General features: G+C 57.2%; 18 protein-coding genes and 1 pseudogene. 5 read left to right on the top strand and 14 right to left on the bottom strand.

The window, feature by feature from the left end:
• Nucleotides 1-211: 211 nt before the first annotated feature.
• From VC212_RS20365 to VC212_RS20350, 4 genes are all read right to left on the bottom strand, one after another.
• Complete coding sequence (locus VC212_RS20365; RefSeq protein ID WP_104576987.1) at nt 212-799, bottom strand: AAA family ATPase; 588 nt, start codon at nt 797-799, stop codon at nt 212-214.
• Entirely contained in the window at nt 799-1,404 is a 606-nt protein-coding gene (locus VC212_RS20360; protein WP_184391049.1) for a 3'-5' exonuclease, read from the bottom strand. The genes VC212_RS20365 and VC212_RS20360 overlap by 1 nt, the downstream gene beginning before the upstream one ends.
• Nucleotides 1,401-2,771, bottom strand: a complete 1,371-nt coding sequence (locus VC212_RS20355) for a radical SAM protein (RefSeq protein WP_104576989.1) — start codon at nt 2,769-2,771, stop codon at nt 1,401-1,403. Before VC212_RS20355 ends, VC212_RS20360 begins: the two co-directional genes overlap by 4 nt.
• Nucleotides 2,772-2,893: 122 nt before the next feature.
• Nucleotides 2,894-3,250 (bottom strand): hypothetical protein, encoded by a 357-nt coding sequence (locus VC212_RS20350; protein ID WP_146095749.1) that lies wholly within the window; start codon nt 3,248-3,250, stop codon nt 2,894-2,896.
• A gap of 2,074 nt (nt 3,251-5,324) precedes the next feature.
• Between VC212_RS20350 and VC212_RS20345 the strand changes: the two genes are divergently transcribed.
• Entirely contained in the window at nt 5,325-6,062 is a 738-nt protein-coding gene (locus tag VC212_RS20345; RefSeq protein WP_146095750.1) for a hypothetical protein, read from the top strand.
• Nucleotides 6,063-6,163: 101 nt separating this feature from the next.
• Nucleotides 6,164-6,598, top strand: a complete 435-nt coding sequence (locus VC212_RS20340) for a hypothetical protein (protein WP_146095751.1) — start codon at nt 6,164-6,166, stop codon at nt 6,596-6,598.
• Here the strand turns inward: VC212_RS20340 and VC212_RS20335 are convergent.
• The 4 genes and pseudogenes from VC212_RS20335 to VC212_RS20320 all read right to left on the bottom strand — a co-directional run.
• Complete coding sequence (locus tag VC212_RS20335) at nt 6,588-8,636, bottom strand: hypothetical protein (RefSeq protein ID WP_146095752.1); 2,049 nt, start codon at nt 8,634-8,636, stop codon at nt 6,588-6,590. The genes VC212_RS20340 and VC212_RS20335 overlap by 11 nt on opposite strands.
• A 3-nt stretch (nt 8,637-8,639) precedes the next feature.
• A complete protein-coding gene (locus VC212_RS20330; protein WP_146095753.1) occupies nt 8,640-10,436 on the bottom strand; it encodes a hypothetical protein in 1,797 nt (598 codons plus the stop codon).
• Nucleotides 10,433-11,668, bottom strand: a complete 1,236-nt coding sequence (locus tag VC212_RS20325; RefSeq protein WP_323526758.1) for a tyrosine-type recombinase/integrase — start codon at nt 11,666-11,668, stop codon at nt 10,433-10,435. The genes VC212_RS20330 and VC212_RS20325 overlap by 4 nt, the downstream gene beginning before the upstream one ends.
• 207 nt (nt 11,669-11,875) lie before the next feature.
• A pseudogene (locus tag VC212_RS20320) lies at nt 11,876-12,112 on the bottom strand (radical SAM protein); the annotation flags it as partial.
• Nucleotides 12,113-12,251: 139 nt separating this feature from the next.
• Here VC212_RS20320 and cls point away from each other — a divergent pair.
• The 3 genes from cls (at nt 12,252) to VC212_RS20305 (ending at nt 14,832) form a co-directional block, all read left to right on the top strand.
• Nucleotides 12,252-13,712: a cardiolipin synthase gene (gene cls, locus VC212_RS20315; protein ID WP_115526543.1), complete on the top strand. Its 1,461-nt coding sequence runs from the start codon at nt 12,252-12,254 to the stop codon at nt 13,710-13,712.
• A gap of 71 nt (nt 13,713-13,783) precedes the next feature.
• A complete protein-coding gene (locus tag VC212_RS20310; protein WP_323526757.1) occupies nt 13,784-14,053 on the top strand; it encodes a hypothetical protein in 270 nt (89 codons plus the stop codon).
• 11 nt (nt 14,054-14,064) lie between these two features.
• Complete coding sequence (locus VC212_RS20305) at nt 14,065-14,832, top strand: pyridoxine 5'-phosphate synthase (RefSeq protein ID WP_323526756.1); 768 nt, start codon at nt 14,065-14,067, stop codon at nt 14,830-14,832.
• 593 nt (nt 14,833-15,425) lie between these two features.
• Here the strand turns inward: VC212_RS20305 and VC212_RS20300 are convergent.
• The 6 genes from VC212_RS20300 to VC212_RS20275 all read right to left on the bottom strand — a co-directional run bounded on the left by VC212_RS20300 (nt 15,426) and on the right by VC212_RS20275 (nt 20,414).
• Nucleotides 15,426-15,833, bottom strand: coding sequence for a biopolymer transporter ExbD (locus VC212_RS20300; protein ID WP_323519630.1), 408 nt, complete (start codon nt 15,831-15,833; stop codon nt 15,426-15,428).
• Between the two features lie 826 nt (nt 15,834-16,659).
• Nucleotides 16,660-17,073, bottom strand: coding sequence for a biopolymer transporter ExbD (locus VC212_RS20295; protein WP_055852577.1), 414 nt, complete (start codon nt 17,071-17,073; stop codon nt 16,660-16,662).
• A 3-nt stretch (nt 17,074-17,076) separates the two neighbouring features.
• Entirely contained in the window at nt 17,077-17,499 is a 423-nt protein-coding gene (locus VC212_RS20290) for a biopolymer transporter ExbD (protein ID WP_005912447.1), read from the bottom strand.
• A 46-nt stretch (nt 17,500-17,545) separates the two neighbouring features.
• Nucleotides 17,546-18,307, bottom strand: coding sequence for a TonB-system energizer ExbB (gene exbB / locus VC212_RS20285; protein WP_005912445.1), 762 nt, complete (start codon nt 18,305-18,307; stop codon nt 17,546-17,548).
• An 85-nt stretch (nt 18,308-18,392) separates the two neighbouring features.
• On the bottom strand, nt 18,393-18,950 hold the full coding sequence (locus VC212_RS20280) for an energy transducer TonB (protein WP_029218135.1): 558 nt from the start codon (nt 18,948-18,950) through the stop codon (nt 18,393-18,395).
• 267 nt (nt 18,951-19,217) lie between these two features.
• A complete protein-coding gene (locus tag VC212_RS20275) occupies nt 19,218-20,414 on the bottom strand; it encodes a tetratricopeptide repeat protein (RefSeq protein WP_323526755.1) in 1,197 nt (398 codons plus the stop codon).
• Nucleotides 20,415-20,696 lie beyond the last annotated feature (282 nt).

The raw sequence follows: 20,696 nt of genomic DNA, 5'->3' as shown, positions 1-20,696 counted from the left end.
TGCGGTAGGAGGATGCGACAAGCCATACCGGCTACGTTGGCGGTGCTCGAACACTTTGTGGTTTGCCGTTTTAGCGGTGTTACCCAGGCGATGCCCCCCTCTCTCCGTCAGTACACAGGGCTAGGGTTTTTTCGCTTCCCAGTGTATTCGCGCTGCGTTTGGTTCGAGCTCACTTGGCATCTGAAGATGAAATGAACCTCGCCGAGGTTCTTCATGAATACGATGCAGCTTCCAGCTTTATGGCCAGTTCGTCGACCAGCTTCAGTACCTCAGCCAGTGCGTTGTCGTCAGACGGATCAAGTGGGGTGATGCCAAGTGTGGCAAGCACTTCGCTGATCCGCTGGTCCACGTCCTTGCGGAACAGTAGGTCTGGGTCACGGCCTTCCCCTAATTCAATCTGTTCATTCAAAACACTCTTGAAAATCAAGTCGTAGCGCGGTGAGTGGAGCTTGGCAAGTGCGTATAGGTACTCCATCTCGTCAGTCGGAATGCTCCTTTCGTTAGCCGACAAGGCCGCCTCCAGATACCCAATGGCGTCTGAGACCGGTCTGTCCACAATCACCAAGTCCGCACCTAAGCTCTCAAACTGCTCTTCGCGGATCACAGTCGCCATAATCCACAGTGTGCTTTCGAAGGTGTGATTCTTGAGAATGCCGAAGCCCAACCGGGCGCACTCGGATGCGTTGTCCTTTACCGTTCCGACGCGCAGGCCCCTGGCACGTGCTATCTCTGAGATGAACTCAACGAACGTGGACTTGCCGGTGGAATGGGTTCCAGTAATTGCGATGTGCTTGGCCATTAGAACAGGCTTCCTTGCTGTGATTTAACGTAGCTGTCTTCACTGGCGCACGCTATCTGAGCGAGTGCCAGGAAGTTGAGATCAATCGTCTTCTCCAGGACAGAAGCCAGGTGAAGGAATAGCTTGGCGGTTACAAGGGCATCGTCTGCAGCCCTATGATGCGTCCACGCTTCCGCGTCGGGAAGAACATCCGCCACCAAGGACCTGAGAGAGTAGTCACCTCTGCCGGGTAGCACGTGCTTGGCTAACGCCCTGGTGTCGATAAGTGACAGCGGCTTCCAGTCCGGTTGAGTGTGAGTGATTACGCGCGCATCAACACTGACGTTGTGGCCGACCACTACGCGGCCTTCCAGTTGGCCCAAAATCTCTGTCGCATTGGCAGCCCATGGCTCAAACCTCTCAGCCATGGCATTTGTGATCCCGTGGATCTGAGTGACCCGATCCGTGATGGGGCGTGGGGGTCGCACGCCCCAGGATCTTGGTGCCTGGGCTTGTCTATTTACGATCTGGACTGTAGCGATCTCGATCAAATCGTGCGGTTCTTGTCCATTGCCCTCTACGTCGACAATAACTAGGGGGCACTCGCTCCAATGGAGGTTGTTCATAAGGTTTGCACGATCAGAGGGATGGAGCGTCGCGGGGTAATTGTCGGGGTAGCGTACTGGTCCTGCTCGCCCTTGCGGATCAGCTCAAGAAGCGAGGTCCGGCGTTCGTCGTCTAGGTCTTCCATCATCGGGCGCATCAGCTCGCACTTGAGATCGGCTGCCGTTTCCGTCAACGCCTGGATGCGTGTACTGACGACTGAACTGTCCAGTTGTTCCATGCTATATGCGGGTGTATCAGGACGTGCCGAGAAGGGAATGGCGACGTTGATGTGGAAATTCAAAGAGCGTACGACCTCCTGAGTTCTCGCGAAGTCCTCATCTGACTCGCCTGGGAACCCGATCAGCCAGTTGCCGTATAGAACGGTAGTGGTGCTGCCACGGAACTCACTGAGCAATTGCGCAACCTTGTCGATGTCATAGCCTCTCCGCATAAGCTTTAAAATCCGAGGAGATCCACTTTGCAACGATAGGTATAACAACTGAAGCCTGCCGGCCTTCGCCCAAGCCAGGATGTCCGGGAAGTTGCGCAGGAATGGTTTTGGCTCGATATACCGGATGGACAGCCGTACAGCCGTCGACAGGTCCAGAAGTGCCTGAACCAATTCCTTGAAGCCCGGGCCGCTGCCGCCCTTGCCGTAGTTACCAACTTCATCGCCAATCAACACCAGGTGATTCTTTCCCATCGCAATGGCCGCACGGGCTTTTCCAAGGATGTCTGAGAGCGGTACGGACGTGTACTCGCCCCTGCCTTGGGGGATATTGCAAAAGCTACACTGATAGAGACAGCTTCGAGTGACTGTGATCATCTCGCACGGATCATTCTCATCGTAGAAGACAAAGCCCTTTGTCGTCTGCCGATAGGCCCGAACCAGGCTCGTGCCGTGTCTTCGGTCTTCCTCTTCCAACTCGGCCAGCACCCTCGACTTTGCTGAGCCGACGCGTGTACGAAGATTGTGGAGTCCGCCGGCTGAGGTCGATTCAAAGCTGTTCTCGGCGCTCTGCGAGAACATGCGATCGACCTCCTCAAACGGAGTGTTAGTGCTCTCCCGGAGAACTTCGTCCAAGGGAAGAATGTCTAATTGGTCACTATTGACGCTCGCGCGAACTTTGTCTGCTCTGGTGTTGGCGATGCAACCTGTCACGACGATACGAGCGTTGGGTGCTCGGCTACTGGCCTCGGTTAACTGGCTGATTGCATCATCTACCCAGTGTTCGCGCACCGAGCACCCGGAGAAGACAATCTCGTCTGCCTCCTCTGGCGTGCCTACAATGCTGCTTCCGGAACCTTGAATGCCAGAGCGAAGCACATTGAGGTCATAGCCTGCGTTCAAGCATGCGTTGTGGGCGAGGAAGACCTTCTTGGTCATTCTGCAGCATTCCTTTGAGGCAAAGCTCAACCGCTGATTTAGGTGCAAAGCGCTACTTGTACTGAGATTCCAGTCGGGCTCGCCATCAACAGTAGATAACTAGCAGGGTACGGCCGCCGTCATTACGGTCCAAATCTGCGTCTGGGCCGCAATGCGTTTTCGATTGCGGTCAGGGCGCGATCAAGGCGCCACAAGCAACTGATCAGATGGCCAAGGGCACTTCCCCGTTGCTCAGGAGACGCTGTCAGTGAAGCTAAATAGGTAGCGATAGCTTCGATCAGGGCCTTAGCTGCAGCAAGTAGCTCCTCTTTCAGCTCGTCGATCTCAGGGTCTGGATCGTCGGGGGTAGATTCGAGAACGAGCTCAAGTCGTTCGATCAGTTGCGCGAGAAGATCCCTGACTTCCTCTGGAAAATTTTGCTTCGCAAATACTCTTAGCTCTTGTAGCAATTCTAGAATGGCAGTCTGGAACGCTTTCATGCAAAGCCCGTCCGTGAGTTTTCCCTAGGGTAGAACACCGCAAGTACCGCAGTATGTCGGGATGAACCCTACAGGCGATAGCTCTTGATATCCTTCCAGCATGTGGCCGGCAATCGCATTTCTTCTTAGACTTGGAGAAGTAGTGGAGGCCAACAACGGCATGACCGTACCAGGGCCTGCGGGCAGCAATGGCTGCGACCACAGTTGGCCTCAGCTACCACACAAAAACGCGTCTGCAGCAGCTGTGCGAAGGACCCATCATCGGTCATGCGCGCACTAAAGCGACCGTCGTGGCCTTTTCTTCACCCATCTGCTGGCTCAGGCTCATGACGTGGTTGGCCCTAGCAGGACAGTCCCCGGAACGCTTCCGCCTTCACGGCCATCAGGTCATTCCCAGGTCCTTGACTGGCGCAGCAGCTTGAACGCCGTACTGAAGCAGAGGGCTCAGACGAGCAGTTCGCCTACAGCCCCATGACCATCTTGCCAGTCGCGTGGTCACCCATCCACTCCTTCCCCCCGCACTGGCTCTGGCTTTGAAAGCCTATTCCGACGCGGTCGTCCGCCAAAAACCTCAGCTCCCCAAGCGAACCGGCGACAGGCATCCGGCCCGCAGCTAGAACACATATATAAGGTGTATCCATACGACTGCTGCCGACATATCACCGGTCATAGACAGATTGGTTCCGTCTCTTGGGCCACAGAAGCAACAGCGGCACCCGTCACTCGGTTCCCCAACGCCCCTTGGGGGGGCCTGCCTCAGGCGTGCTGGCACTAATGAACCCTCATGTTTACCGCATCTGCACATTTTCGCTGACGATTCCGTCAAGATGCGACTTTTTAAATACTTTTGAACGATCTTTGCCGATTTTTGGCGAACTTAAACGATATTTGCTACGGACTAGATCGAAAGTAATAGGCCTCTAAAAGCCCCCTGCAACGCACTGGGGGCCATTCACAGGCAAATGCTACGTGGGTAAGCTGGACACCCTGCAAACGGCCCCAGGGCCCGGGCAGGGCCGCTAGCGTCGATGCTTGAGTAAGACTTTCCTGAAATGGCTTGACTGAATGGCGCAGGCAGGTTACCGTACAGTTACTTGGTCGTGAAGGCCACGAAAAAACCCCCGCCGTTTAGGGCGAGGGTCAGTTCTTTAACAATGTAGACGTCACCGAGGGTCGCGTTGGCGCGCGATTCCTGGGTAACAAGGCCGGGGACAGGAGCGAGTGCCGGAGGGGACTCACCTGTCAGACTGCCAAGTGCCGTCTTGTCGTTTGCGTTCGACCAGACAATGGTTCCATGGTTCACCGAAGCGTGTCAACAACACGCACGGGCAACCCTGGAGCTCTCTTGGCGAGACCGTGCTCCTCTCACCTTCTCCGAAGGAGAGTAGCTATGCATACCAAGAATGTGCCGGTACGTGCCTACACCCGCCGTCGTTTCGGCCGTGTGGAACACGTCATCCGTCATTACCGCTCCTATCCGCGCCGCTAAGGGCTAATAGGAAGGCCCCGGCCCACTGGGTCCGGGGCCTGGACTTGGAGCAGAGCGTCTTCTAGAGAGATCTCGCAAGAAGGATCAAATATGTCCAGTAAGAAGGGCCCTGCGGACTTCCGCAGCTCGGAGACTGGTCGGTTTGTGACCGAGCGCTTCGCGGAGATCCACCCGCGGACCACTCAGAAAGAACACAACCGTCCGTCGCCGCCTCCCACCAAGAAAAAGTAAGAATAAAAAAGGGCCCGCATTGCTGCGGGCCCTTTTTTCGTTCCGATAGACCCGTGCGTATCGCCTGCATGGATGGCTATGCGTTGCGGCATCGCATCAGAACGCCTGGACTCGGCAAGAAAGCTCCAATCTTTAGGCCTGCCAATGGAACCCTGCAGCTCGGAGACTCCGTAGTTGAAGAGGCAATGCCCGCATAAAGTGGTTCACGTGAATAGAATCCCAAGCCCGCCCGCACACGCCACAAAACGAGCACGGAGGCTGGCAGCTAAACGTGGGCTGCTACACCTAGGAGCCTACCGATGCCTGGTGCTCTTGACGCATCTTGAGCTCCTTGTACTTCAAGCGGCTCGAACGATGAAGGCTGTCGGATACAGATGGGAGCGTCGGGCAAAGCGCTGGTCTCAGGCCCATCCGTATGCACTGTTGGCTGCCTTCCCCATCTGGGGCGATCCCAAGTCGTTTCCGATACCGCCAAAGGCTCGCCTTAGAGATGCGATCCGGGACGCCTTCAAAGGAAGCTGGCCATTGGTAACCATGGCGGTTGCGCCTTGGGCGATCGCCTATGACCAGTACCGCTCCATGTTCTTCGACACGACGGAGGACAGGATCGTAGCCGAGCTCGGTCAGATAGCCTTTGAGAATATGTCGACATGGCTGGAGATCAGCACGTATGTGTTCCCAGCGGTGGCCTACCTGGGAATCGTCGCGATATCGCTGATCTGCGCTTTGGTGTACCGGCTTCAGGTAGTCATTACACACTTGGATTGGCGCGCCAAGCCAAGGGTCGGCTTTCGATTCCACCTTACCCAGGTGGCCTCAATGGCTCTCTACCTTGGCCTCCCAACGCAAGCGGTTGCCTGGACTATGAATCATCGAAGCTTCGCCGAGCCCTGGATCCAGGTGATCGCGAGTTCTCCGCTGATGGTGATTCCAGCCTGCGTCTGGGTAATTGGGCGACGCCTTCATCAGAGAAACAGGGAGCGCTACCGCCGAACGCTCTACGGCAGCCCCCGGCGAGCACTTGTGGCATCCATACTGACTACGGTTCTACTGCTTGGATTTTTCGTAGGCTGCAGGCTGAGCTTGCGCTAGTCAAAACGTCACAGTGTAACTGTGTTTAGGGAATCTCTGACATCTGAAAAACTGCGACTAAGATCACCTTGGGAGCGCGTCTCTGGAAAACGGAGTGGTCAATGAAAGATTCAACTCAACAGCAGTTGGAAGATGCTCTGAAGAGACTACGCGATGGTGAACCGGCTCACCCAAAGCTTCGAGCAAGTCTCGATTCGAAGCTTGGTGCCGGTAAAACCTACAACTTAGTCTCTATCGCCAATGTCGCCCTAGAAGCGGGAGTGAGTCGCACCCTTATTGGTTACGACGGCTGTCAGTACCCTGCGATCCGAATGGCAGTTCTGAAGGCGAAAAAGGCAGCTCCAAGTTCATCCACCATCAAGGCGTTGCGTCAGGAAATCGCAGAGCTAAAGAAACTTAAAGCGGAATTGGTTACGGTGATCGCCTCCCAGCGTGCTGAGCTAGATCGAGCTCAGAAAGCGCTGATCGAGCTCGGCGCCGATCCCACTGTGCGCAGCATGCAAAGGAACTTCAGAAACAAGCGCACTAAACAGTGAGGGCAGCAAGGATCGCATCGCATTGCTTCCTACGCCGTGTGGCGATTGCCAGGCTCGCCTTGTCTCCAGACGCATGTGCCCGCTTGATCAGCACTTGGTTCTCGTCGCGTCGATTACGCCAGAAGTCCTCGTGTTCAGGACTAATGGCAAGACAACTACAACCTAGACATAACTCCAGATGGGCAACTTTGAGATTGGGCTTGGTCGCTGCGAATGTAGACGTGCCCGCACGCTGATTGCACAAACTCTTTGACGGAAGCTGCGACGCCCAGCAGCGGCCATAAGGTGTGTTCCACAATGACACCTCATTCTCGTTGACGTAGCGGGCAGCGGTTTCGTCGTCCGACAAGCTTTCGCTAGTCAGCTCCAGGCTCAGTGCCTTACGTACCGCACTTACAACCTTAGAGAACCCGCCGGCCATTGGGGCAGATGAGAAGGTTATTGAGCGAAGAACGTGTACCGCTGACATCGCCTGAGCATCCGAACACGCTGAAACGAGCGTTGGGTCATTTCCTATGTAATATCGGCACGTGATCGCATCGTTTACATGTTTATAATGCTCGCTGAGCGGTTTGAGCATATTGGGATTAGTCCGAAAAACGAATGTCGCAAAAGTTGGTCGCCATTGATGCGGCCTAATTCGCCCTTTCTTGTAGGCCGCATGCTCCTGCCCAGCGAGCATGCTAAAGTCTACCCAGTTCAGAAGAAACTCCCGCTGCAATCTTGCGAGGTAACCACCATTCATGGACGTGACTGAAGCGGCGGTCGTGGGAAGCCCACCTTTCGCTCTTAGAGTGATAAGGAGCTCGGATTGACCACCGAGGTCGCGAAACTCTTTAAGAAGCTCGTTGAGCGCCAAAACAGCGCGCACTGTAGGAGGCATGTAGTCAGCACCAACCGGTCTTGCGCCAATTAGCCAATCTGCCTGTCTAGGCCTACCACGCTTGGCAGTCGTGGCTTCCACATAAAACATCTCTAACAATCCATCGGGAGTAACCGAGCTATGCAAACACGCCGGCCAACCATTAGTTCGACTGGCTTTTGCGCGTAAGCTGAGTAGCTCATGGGCTCTCATACCTGTTCCCGCTTGCAGCACGATTGAGCAGGCTGCAACACACGTGACAATTAAATAACGAAGTACGAGAAGCGGCTTGTCAAGAACAAAATGATCGCCTTCGGAGTTCCGCCTGGTAGCCTTTTCACCAAGTAACAGTGATTCCTCGCCATTAGGCATCGGTATCTGCATCTCCTTTGCGAACGCGTTGACCTGAGCGTACAACTCTAGACGATCAGCAGCGCTAATCTCGTCCCAATCCTTTTTAAAACCCCTGATGGTAAGAATCTTTCCTACTGCAACGCGTAGTGCTTCCACTGAGCGGTCCATAACGCGTGACGCCGCATTTAGTATCGGTATCGCAACCTCATCAGGAATCGCAGGTATGGTTTTACTTCCTCGTTTGAGTCCTAATTCTTTGTTCACTACTTCGTAGGGCGACTTGTCATCGTAAGGCGCAATTTTGAGAGTCCTGGCACCTAGGCTGGACATTGCTAAGCGCTGCCTATAGATCAGAGTTAGAACATTGACAGATGGGATAACGCCAGCGTGGGTAGGCCTTCGTGAGGCGCCCCAATGTTCTGCATCCCTTGTTCCTGCTTCGTGCACTATAACTGCGTACTCAGCAAAGGCCCATGAGTCTCCTGTGTCCAACTCGTCGAGATCCTTTATGCCCTCATCAATCATGAAGCTCGCGAGGTCTCTTACTCCAATAAGGACCCTTTGTAGGCCGCCCGCAGTTGTAGCTGCAGATCCTTGCGGCATGTAAACCAGCGTCCATACGAAGCATTTAAGAGAGAAGAGAAGATCCTGATGTTCAGGCGCGAAAAGCGACTCCCCATTTATAAGAAGCCTGTCCCATCTCATCACCGCGTTCTTTTTTACTTGACCAGGGGTTTCATTGGGAAGCATCCAGACGCGAGCGTTAAAATCTGCACCTGCGAAAGTAAGTCGGCTCAGCTTTTTTCTTTCACGTGTTGGCATATTCTATTCCAACGGCGGTATGGGGTTGAGAACTAATTGTTCCAGTCGCTTCACATTTGACTTCTTAAGCGTGGATGCGAGAACTGAGCCAAGGCGGTCGTATGCATTTCCATACCGCTCTCTGAAACGCTGCGTGCCAAGAGTGCGGAGCGCTTCACCGTACCTCTCGAAAATCTGAATTCTGCGCCCGATGGAAACATCGTCATTCATTTCGACGGCAAGAGGACACGCCGGACATAATCCATAGCCAGTGCACATGCGCCCGTTAATTTGACCCGGCATTGGGCTTTGAAATGGATCCAGACACTGGTAGCCGGGTGACGCCGCAGATCGATCGCCGAAGTGACTGCGTGAGTCGACTTTCGCATTGCTATCATGGTAGCGAAACTGTAAAGCCATGGCTCCAGCTAACGCTTCCTCGTCATTTCTGCGAGTTACTTTAGAACGGTAGTTGTTGTGTGTGACCGAGACCGTGCTGTGTCCAAGGAGAACACGGACCTTCTCCGTATCTCCAAGTATCTCATTGAGGTATTCAGCCCCCGCTAACCGAATGGCACTTGAGCCTGCGGCTCTGAGGCCTCGCTCTTTGAAGAACCTGGACTTCCTTTCGGCTGAAAGATTGTAGGTCCCACGGAGCGGTTGTCCCAGCGAGCGGATTGCTCCGATCTTTCTGGTCTTGAACTTGCACGCGTACAGAAATAGGTCGTCACGTATTCGTTGGGGGGCGTGCGCTCGAAGGTGTTTGGTCCATCGCTCAACGAAGTCTATAACGTTGCAGGGATTGAACAACTCGTCGCCTTTAAAGAACGAGCGATGGACCATGCCTTTTCCACGAATCTTTATACTCGATAGCTTATACTTGTTTGAGAATAATCCGGAACACCTGTCGATGTTTGAGATACGCAAGCAGCACAGTGGTTGTTCGTTCCAATGAGTAAAGCACTGAAGAATGATGAAGGCAGGCAACAGGTCATTGATGCTTGGGCTGATCAGCTTTGCGACACGCAGGTAACCCACCTCTTCCACGCGATTAAAAAAATCAGGTTCGTGTTGCTTTAGCCATTTGCGCTCCGGAAGTATGCCTCCATACTTGACTATCGCTTGAGCGCATAGTCCCTCAAGAGTGTTTTGGAGTCCTGAATTAATTTTGATGAGAGAAATATTGTGATCTATCTGTGTAAGCGAGACATCCAATTCTCTGAGAATTTGCTCATGTGCCTTGATCGCGGCTCTCATCAATCCCAAAAAATGGTCTTGTGATATCGCCTCCTTGTCGTTGCCTTCGTTTCTGCGCGGATTGTCTCCAGGCCACGGATTTATCGGAACATCATGCTGGACGCCCAGCTTTGACAGCTTCGGAGAAAGCCGTGCAATCATCTTGCGAAGCGCACTCAGCTTGTGCATTCTATCGGAATAGCCCCAAACGCTTTTTTTTCCATCTCTTCCTCTGCTCAGCCATTGTGTAAAGTCTTGAAAAGTTGCTCGATTAAGGCTACGCAGCTCGGCGTTAGGAGAGGTTTCGTTCAAGTATTGAATAATGCCGTAGCGAAGCGATCGGTGCGTTCCGTTTCGAGTTGTTGCTCTTTCTGATGCAAGGATGGCAAGTGTTGCATCAATGAGATCTTCGGCGATTTGAGAGAGACCTGCCCATCCGGAAAAATCGTAAAGTTTGATATCTTCATCGAGTGGCCCTTCGCACTGAAAGTGCAGTAGTCCTTTTTTCTCAAATCGAGAGAAGCGCACTTGAGTAGGACCGAATGAATTTTGGCCGGACTCCGTGCGAAATCGCGTACGTTTCATGTTGCGTACCCATCCAGTGCATTCATTAGATGGCGTTGATCCTTCTCGGACAGCTTTTCTTCTAGTAGCAGGCTCGCGTTTAGGTATATTTGTTCTGTGGTAGATCTGTTTGCATGTCCAAGAAGCGCCTGAACTTTCTTTGCCGGGTCGGGATTTCCCGCACGCGCTTCCAGGATGAAGTGCCACAAAGCAAAAGAATGTCTACAAGCGTGCGGGGACGGGATACTGTTGTTTACGGTTTCTCCAACTGCACGTATTGCGGCGCGCCTCATTATCTTCCTGAAGTTATTTGCTGTTAGCGGTTGACCACGAGAATAACGAGCAACCGCATGATTGACGAAGACTTGGTTATGCTGTGCCTTTCCTTTCGAAGCGTGTACGGCGTCGGCACGCTCGGTAGAAACATAGATGCTTAGTTCTGCCAATAGCCAAATAGGTACAATGAGTTTTCGATGCGCTCCTCCTTTTCCCATTACTTGTATGTGGCAAGCTGCAAGGGAATTCTCCTTACCGACTTTTTGAAATGGCAGATCGCTAATCTTGATTGATAGCGCCTCTGAGATCCGGGCACCGGTATTCAGCAAGAAGGCAAGCAAGAGGCGATCCCGAGTCAGGACTTGCGTTTTTTCACTGGGCATCTGGCCAAGGTTTTTGCTAATTGCCTCTACAAGGTCCGTAGCAATATGTTTCACCAGCGCATCCGTTGCAGGCGTCTTTGGCACTTGAACGTCCGGCGCTATGACACGCTTTTCGATTCCTCTTTGCAGGATCTTTGCGATCTTGAAGCGATTCTTCAAACGCCCGTTATTCTGCAGATAATGGAAGAGCCGCTTTGCAGTCGAGACCCGCTTGATGACCGTCCGATCTGCGTAATTCAGAGATGTCTGCGGACTCACTACGTACAACATGCTATCTGCATACTGCTGGAGCAGTTCTTCCGAAAACTCTGCAAGAGTTGTGCTGATTTCGTTGGCGAAGAGAAGGAGGTCCACCAAGTCTTCAGCGTTAGCCTTACTTGTATTGGACTGGTGGCGAAGTTTTGGCCTACCCAGCAGGCTAACGTTCTCCGAAATCAAGAAGTCATAGACGTCGGGGATAGGGACCGACGTACGTCTATCGACAACGAAGTAGAAGCCCGCGGGAAGCGCGGCGGTAGACCCCAGCAAGTGACGCGCCTGCCCACGGGCAGTCAAGGCAACCGTTTGGGCGATCTGAGGCTGGTAGATATCCAAGACTGCTTCTCCCGGGGGCCGGAACGAAGAAATCACGGCCTTGGGGATCATGCAATCTAGCGAGCGGCCAACATCGGGCCAAGTTGAACACTGTCGACCAAGGCTTCGGGACCTAGCTTAGTTCGTTCAGTGTTCCATCTCAACGAAAGCGCTGCTAACCAACGTTCAACGCAGCCCTACGTTGTGAACAATCTACCAAAACACCATACCGTGCTCGCAGCCGCGATATGGGTTGACCGATTGCGAGAAGCCGATGTCCGGCGACTGGTTGCGGCTGATGATGCTGCGCGCGGTTTCCTCGGTGACCTGCGTGCGCAGGACGCCCGCAGCGAACTCCTCGCTGTCGTCCACGTGCCAGCCATCGTCTACCGCCTGCTCGGTGGTGACCTCGAACCGTCCGGGCAGATAACCGGTCGCACCCCGGCCCTTGATTGCGCTTGCCATCGGCGCATCGTACGACCGGCGGGTCTCACACGCCGCGACTGTGCTTTCGACACGAACACGCTTTCAGGCGGATACCGAAGCACCACCGCATTGGCACCACGGTCATCGCAGCACGGCGCACGCGCCGTAGAATCCGCGCATGCTCGCATTTGCTCAGGGCGCGTGGGATTGGCTGGCCAACATTCCCCATCTCGAAGCGCTCCTCCTCGCCGCCTACGTGCTCTACCTGCTGTGGATCGCCAGCTGGATCGTGCTGCAGAAGCGTGAGCCGGTGGCCACGCTGAGTTGGGTACTGTCGTTGGCCGCGCTGCCGTACCTGGGGCTGCTGATCTATTACTGGCTTGGCCCGCAAAAAGTGAAGCGCCAGCGGCTGCGGCGCGGGCGCTCGCGTTCGGGCATGGAAAGCTACAGCAGCGTCTGCCCGCCGGATGCCGATTGCACCGAGCTGGCCAAGATCGCCCAGTCCACCACCGGGCTGGCGCCGAGCAGCGCCACCGAAGTGCATTGGCTGGTGGATGGCGCGGCGACGTATGCGGCCATCATCGAAGCGATCCGCAGCGCCCGTGACCACATCCATCTGGAGTACTACATCTTCCAGCCTGACCACAGCGGCACCGCGATCTGCGACGCGCTGATGGAACGCGCCCGCGCCGGGGTAAAGGTGCGCCTGTTGATGGACGCGATCGGCTCCTCGGCGATGACCCGGCGCGCGCTGCGCACGCTGCGCGATGCGGGAGTGGAAACCGCCTGGTTCCATCCGTCGCAGTTCCTCAAGCCCTTCAAGCGGCCGTGGCTGAACCTGCGTACCCACCGCAAGCTGCTGGTGGTCGACGGCCGTATCGGCTTTACCGGCGGCATCAACGTCACCGACGAAGAGAACGAGCAGGTGCGCAGCGATGCCTATCGCGACCTGCATGTGCGCCTGCAGGGCCACGTGGTGCGCAGCCTGCAGCTGGTCTTCCTGGAAGACTGGCTGTATGCCACCCGGCAGGAGCGCGCCGCTTTCCACGGCCAGCAGCTTTGGCCTGAAGACGTGCCCACGCGGGCGCAGGGCTCGGTGGATGCACAGGTGCTGGTGTCCGGCCCGGATTCCTCGTGGGAAGCCATCCACCGCCTGATGGTCGCCGCCATCCACGAGGCCAAGCACCGGGTCTGGCTGGTCACGCCGTATTTCGTTCCCGGCGAGGCCGCGCGCATGGCGCTGACCTCGGCCGCGCTGGGCGGCCTGGACGTGCGCCTGCTGGTGCCGCGCGTCAGCGACTCGCGCCTGGTCACCTATGCCGCGCGCTCGTATTTCGACGAACTGCTCGAAGCCGGCGTGCGCATCTACGAGTACGGCCCGCGCATGCTGCACACCAAGGCGCTGCTGGCCGACGACGAGGTCTGCATTGTCGGCAGCGCCAATTTCGACAGCCGCAGTTTCCGGCTGAATTTCGAGCTGTCGATGCTGTTCCGCGACCAGGCGGTGTCCGCCGAGCTGGCCGGGATGATCGACACCGACATGCAACAGGCGCAGGAAGTGCGCTTTGTGCATCGCCGTCCGCTCTGGCGCTCGCGCCTGCCCGAAGCCTTCGCACGGCTGCTGTCGCCGTTGCTCTAAGCCGCCCCCGTCCCACGTGGAACCAGAGCGGGCGCGGCGCTACACTGCCGCCACTCATTGGGGAGCTCGTCATGCACTGGCTGTTTCTGCTTATGGCACTGGGTGCGCTGGTGCTGGCCTTCACTACGCCGCACGTGTGGTTGCTGGTGGTGTCGCTATTGGTGGCGTTGCTGCTGCTGCTGTTGTGGACCCGCGGCTGGTTCGCCGCGCGCATGGACGATACCCGGCGCGACACCAGCAGCATGATCGACCCGGCCGAACTGCGCCGGCTGCGCGAGCTGGCCGAGGCCCGCAAGGCCGCAGCGCTGGCAGCATCCCGCGACGGCGAGCCGCAAGCGTAGAGAACGATGTCGTGACCACCCAGCTCAGCGTCAACGTCAACAAGATCGCGGTTGTGCGCAACTCCCGCGGTGGGCACGACCCGGACGTGGTACAGGCGGCCCGCACCTGCATCGCCGCCGGCGCGCACGGCATTACCGTGCATCCGCGTCCGGATCAGCGGCATATCCGCACCGACGACGTGCTGGCGCTGAGCGCGCTCACGCGCGAGCACGGCGTCGAGTTCAATATCGAAGGCAACCCGTTTGCACCGCCGCGCGCCGGCTATCCCGGGCTGCTGGAGCTATGCGATGCCACACGCCCGGAGCAGGTCACCCTGGTACCCGATAGCGATGGGCAGCTGACCTCCGACCACGGTTTCGATTTTGCGCAGGACACCGCGCATCTTGGCGAACTGATCGCTGCGTTCAAGGCGCTCGGCAGCCGCGTCAGCCTGTTTGTGGATGCCGGCAATCCGCATCTTGACCAGGCTGCCGCACTGGGTGCGGACCGTATCGAGTTGTACACCGGTCCGTACGCGCACGCGCATGCCAGCGGGCAGCCGCAGACCGAACTGGCCCTGTTTGCCGACGCCGCGCGACGTGCCACCGCCGCAGGCTTGGGAATCAATGCGGGGCATGATCTGTCGCAAGCCAACCTTGGCGATTTCCTCGCCACCGTGCCCGGCGTGCTGGAAGTGTCGATCGGCCACGCGCTGATCAGCGAGGCCTTGTACGCAGGCCTGGATGCGACCGTGCGGGCGTATGTGCAGCTGCTGCGCGGCGTCGGCACGCAGACGTAGGCCACGGCGCGCGGTTTTCGTAACGGTATTTATCTATTCGATGTTTGGTTTGCCAACCTTGCGCGGCGCACTGGCTGGTGGCGGTAGGCGATGCGCATTGCAGCGACGCCTGCGTGCACCTTCCAAAAACTGCCAACAGAAATGTCGTGAGCAGTCGTCAGATGGGTTTACGCGGCGTACTCAGAACCGCAATGCATGCGTGGTACCTGCCGTACCAAGCACCAGCCGCGCCAGCTGGGTGGCTGCGCAATCGATCTGTTTGCCGCGCTAGTCTGTTAACCGCTCTAGGTCTGCCAAATCTTCTCGCCAGGCCGTCTTGCCGGTTGGCGGCAGACAGGTCAGTGCAGGGTGGAACGCCGGCTGGCGCCACAACGGGCGATGGACACCCCGCTACTGCTGCTGAGCATCAACCCACATAGCGTGCAACCGCCGGTCCGTCATGCTGCCAACGATGCGCTACGGCAAGCCAGTGAGATAGGCGAGCGGTGCTGCGCTGCCTCCACATTCATCGCGATGCTGCTCACGCAGTGCATCGATAGACACCGCGTGAGCCTTTGATGACCTGCATCGCACGACGCAGGCACCTCTGCGCTCTATTGCACGAAAGCGATGCGCTCTACCTGTGCGTTCTTCGCTGCTGCCAGCACCTTGGCCAGTACCGCATATTCGGCCTCCTGGTTGGCAGCGATACGTAACTCCGGCTGATTGCCGGCCGTCTCGCGCATCTGTTCGATCAAACGCGGCTGCAGATCCTGCAAGCTCACCGGGTTGGCATTCCAGAACACCTGGCCGTCGGCATCGAGCCGCAAGGCGATCGGTGCAGGCGGCTCCAGCGGCACGCGCGGCTGGCTAGTGGGCTGCGGCAGATCCAGCGTCATCGTGCGCGTCACCATCGGCGCGGTGACGATAAAGATGATCAACAACACCAACATGACATCCACCAGAGGCGTGACATTGATCTCCGCCAGTGGTCCCCGAGTCCCTGCTGTACTGAAAGCCATGACTGCCTCCGGTGCTGTGATCGTGGGTGCTGCATGGCCGAGCATACACCTGGTAAGCCGCCATGGAATACGCATCGAGACAGGTCTCAGCACGGCCTTGAACGTGGGAGCGGGGTGTTTCTGCGAAGAACCACGTGTCCAAGCGGACGCTCAGCCGATGGCATAAACGTGTGCGTTCGTGGTCCGGCCGCATGCAATGTGTTGTTGTTAGCTAGCTTCTAGCTGATCGCCTAAACATGTTGATCCGTGATGCGTACACATCTGAGGTTGCTCTCTAGCTGGCTTTTATTTGGCTCTGCGTAACGTCAGAGGTCTGTAAACGCATGCACGGTCTTGCCCGCATGATGGGTAACCGCCACCAACTCAACGAGCGGTGCGGATTAAGTAAAGGGAATCTCGAAGCGAGAAAGCCGCCTTCAGTTGCATTAGATGTCTACCCATCCGACGTTGCTCTCTAGCTGGCTTTTAGTTGGCTTTACGTAACGCCAGACGTCTGTACACGCATGCACCGTCTTGCCCGCATGATGGGTAACCACCATAACTTCAACGAGCGGTGCGGATTAAGCAAAGGGAATCTCGAAGCGAGAAAGTCGCTTGGGTTTGCAGGTATCTGCACCGAATAATCCACTTCATCAAACCGCTGTTGCAGATTCTCGGTATCTCGCACTGCAAGGCGAAGTGTCCATCTGTTGTTCGCACGCGATCGCGTCGGTGAGATCGCAGTTCGCAGGCACCAGCCCACAGGAGCAGGCACAAAAAAACGCCACCGTTTCCGGTGGCGTTGCAGTCGCGTCATGACTGTTGTGTTGCGGTATTGCAGATGCGTTTACTGCTGCATGAAACCGATTTTCTTCATCTGCGAGTTCTTCGCAGCGGCCAGCACCTTCGCCATCACCTCGTACTCCGCATCCTGATTTGCATCGATGCGCAGTTCCGGCTGATTGGTCGGATCGGCCTGGACCACTTCTTCCATCTTCTGCTGCAACTGATCAACCGGCGTCGGGCTGTTGTTCCAGAACACCTGGTTGCTGGCGTCGATACGCAACTCGATCGGCGGCGGCGGCTCAGTCGTCTGCGGTGGCGGGTTCAGCACCCGCTGCGGCAGATCCACGGCGATCGGATACGTCATGATCGGCGCGGTCACAATGAAGATGATCAGCAGCACCAGCATCACGTCCACGAGGGGCGTGACGTTGATGTCGGCCATCGGCCCACGGCCTCCACCAGTACTAAATGCCATGGCTTACTGCCCCTTCACTTTGGTTGCAACAAAACCGACGTCCAACATGCCCTGACCCTGCGCGATCTTGGTGATCTCGTTGATCGTACGCATTTTGGTCGTGCGGTCGCCGCGCAGGTTGAGCGGCGGCTGCGGGGTCTGCTGTGCTGCGGTGGACAGGCGCGACTCCAGGGCTTCCTTGGAGATCGGCTCGTCGTTCCAGTACAGCGACCCATCTTCCTTGACGGCCAGAGTGATCGGCGCGGCGCGTTTCTCCGCATCTTCCTTCTGGATCAAGTTGGCCTCTGGCAGCTCCACCTTGACCTTGTGGGACATCAGCGGTGCCGTAATGATGAAGATGATCAGCAGCACCAGCATGACGTCCACCAGGGGCGTCACATTGATGTCGGCCATCGGGCCACCGCTGTTTCCACTACTGAAGGCCATAACGGGCTCCGTCTAAATCGTTGCGAAGGCGTTCTTTACTACCGGATTAGCGAACGCGCGAACCGGTGGCGAAGAAGTCGTGCAGGTCGTGTGCAAAGGTGTCGAACTTGGCGATCACCGAGCTGTTGACCTTGGAGAAGAAGTTGAACGCGAACACGGCCGGGATGGCGACGAACAGACCGATCGCGGTCATGATCAGCGCTTCACCCACCGGGCCGGCAACGGCGTCGATGGAGGCCGAACCGGTTGCACCGATCTTGATCAGCGCGCCGTAGATGCCCCACACGGTACCGAGCAGACCGACGAACGGCGCGGTCGCACCGACGGTGGCCAGCAGGGTCATGCCCGACTGCAGCTTGGTGCTTTCGCGGGTCACGGCCTGACGCAGGGCGCGGTCGACAAACTCCGAACGGCTCAGGCTCTCGCCCAGACCACCGGTGCTGCCTTCGGCACGCTGGTGGTGAGCAGCAGCCTGGGCTGCGTCCAGCGCGATCTTCGAGAACGGCTCGGAAGCCGGCTGTTCTTCCATGGCGCGAATCGCGTCCTGCGCATTCGGGGCATCCCAGAACGCGGTGGTGACGCGGTCAGCCGCGCTCTTCAGGCGGGTGGCGCGGAAGATGTTGATGACAGTCCAGTACCAGGAGGCGGCGGACATGGCGATCAGGGTGATCAACACGACCCAAGACACGGCAAAGTCGCCCGGGCTCGAGGTCATTTCGGTGATCAGGTGCTCGAAGCCCATCTGCGAAAGTGCGGCCGACGGATTGGAGCCCCCTGCAGCGGCGGCGATAAAGAATTCCTGCAGCATGACGCTTACCTTTGTTGTGTGTGGTGATGAAGGGTGGAGCGAAAGGAAGACAGGATCCTGGGCCGGCCGTGGCCGGCCCGTGGGATCAGTTCAGAGCAAAGTTGACCGGGACGCGGACACGTCCGGCGGCTTTCTGCCCGTTGACAGTGGAGGCGTTGAACTTCCACTTGCGTGCTGCGTCCATCGCGGCACGGTCAAGGTCGCGGTTGCGGCTGGACTTTTCGACCGACACATTGGTCACGTTGCCGCTCGCATCCACATCCACGATCAGGATGACCTCACCTTGGACGCCGGCACGGAACGCTGCTGGCGGGTACTTCGGCGGGTTCATGTTCTTGGACGAGATATCGACACTGGCGCCGATGTCACTCGGCGGTTGCGGCGGAGACGGTGGGCTCGGCGGCGTGACGATATCGCTGGGACGCGGTTCGGGAACATCGACAACCGGTGCTTCCGGCGGCGGCGGAACCGGTGACGGCTTCGGCGGCGACAGATTCTTGACCGGCGGTGGCGGCTTGTCTTCCGGCGGCGGCGGCGGCGGCGGCGGCGGGGGAGGAGGCGGTGCATCCACCAGGGTAACCATGGTGGTGCGCTCCTTCTCTGCCGGAGCCTTCGGCGCCACTGCAGGAATCAGCAACATCATCAGTGCAGTGAGGTGCAGGGCAATTACAAAAGCAATACCGATAATGCGGGCCCAGCTCAGACCCTGGTTCCCGGCATCATAGTCATGCCTGTGGATAACGAGTTGTTCCGTCATGCGCCAATGGCTCTTTCAGTGGGGGCCCGGATCACTGTGATGATCCCCAGGTTTTCGGACGGCTTTGACACCGCAGGAACTCCCAAGCTTATACCAATCCCGAGTCCTGTAACCACTAAAAACACAGGGATTTCGGGGGTTTATTTTCTTTTTTTACTTCAGGTTGATGATCTTCTTGGCGTCTTCGGGTTTTTTAACGCCCTTGGCGATCGCCTGCTGTGCGGCCTGCTTGGCCTCCGGGATGCGACCTTCCGAATGCAGCACCTTGGCCAGATTCAGATAGGTCTCGCCGTCCTTGGAAAGCGGTGCGGCTTTCTGCCAGTTCTCGATCGCCTTCGGCACGTCTTCGCCGTAGTAATAGGACTGAGCCAGCGCAAGGTATGTCTGATAATCGGGCTTGAGGATGCCTTTTTGCATACCTTCATTGATCACCGCGATGACATCCTTTTCCTTGTTCTCGGTGTTGGCGTAGATGGAATACAACTGCTTGTATTCCTTTTCTTCGGTCAACTGCCCGGCGGCGCGCAGCTTGTCCATTACGCCGGCGGCCTTGTCCATCTGATCGGCCTGCATGTACATGCTGGCCAGATTGAGCTGGGCTTTCTTGTCGTTGGGCGTCTTGGCAGCCAGCGCCTCTGCGGCAGCCACGGCTTCACCGGTCTGGCCGGCTTCGGCGTAGGACGCCATCAGGAGCTGGTTCCAGGTGTCCTTCGGCTCGGGCGAGGCGGCGATGGCCTGCTTCAGCACCGGAATCGCTTCCTTGTAGCGCTCGGCCTGGTACAGCGCCTGCCCCTTGAGGATCAGATCTTCCGGACGCTGCGACTTGCTCTCGTCCAGATACTTGTCCAGCGTGGCCAGACCTTCGGCCTGCTGGTCGTCCTGCATCTGCAACTGCGCCAGCATCAGCATCGACTGGAACTGGCCGTTGTTGTCCAGCGCATTCAGGCCAATGGCCTGCTGCAGGTACTTCTTGGCGCCAGCGGTGTCGTCCAGGTTGTAGGCGGCCTGCGCAGCGAGCTGGGCGGCGAGCGCCTTGTCGGCTTCGTTGGCAGCGCTGTTGGCCAGGATTTCATCGGCCTGGCTGCGCACGCCCGGGTAGTCCTCGCCCTTGTTGAAGATTTCGATCAGCTTCTGCAGCTTGCTGCTCAACTTGGACGACGGCTTGATCGTCGGTGCCTGACGGGTCGACTGCGGGTACAGCTCTTCGGCCTTGCCGTTGCCCTTGGACTTACGCGCGGCGCGCTCGGAAGAGCGGTCCGACTGCGCGACCGCATCGGTGACGACAGCCCCGCCCAGGGACGCTGCGATGAACAGGGACAACAGGGCTTGCTTGCGGTTGAGCAGTTTCATGTTTCACCTCGGACGAGCCGCCGTTGGGCGGTACGAAAAGCGGAATGGAAGCTGTACGAAAAATCTGAGCCGGCAAACTTAGCAGAAAGTCTCAGTTCCCGAAAACGGTTTCCATGTTGTGGTGCGTCAATCGGGACAGGAGACAGTTGCTTAGGGCGGCTAACGGTAAGGCATCGGAAGTGAGCGTGCGGTGGGCACTGCGCACTGATGTAAGAGGCGAATACAGCGCCAACCTTGGCAATTTTGAATGCCCGATAGCATCGATTGCAGCATCACTGCGGC

Source organism: Xanthomonas sp. WHRI 8932A (assembly GCF_035012785.1).
In the GTDB taxonomy this organism is placed as follows: Bacteria; Pseudomonadota; Gammaproteobacteria; order Xanthomonadales; family Xanthomonadaceae; genus Xanthomonas.
The sequence above is the reverse complement of the archived record's forward strand: the minus strand, read 5'-3'. Positions and strand labels throughout refer to the sequence as shown.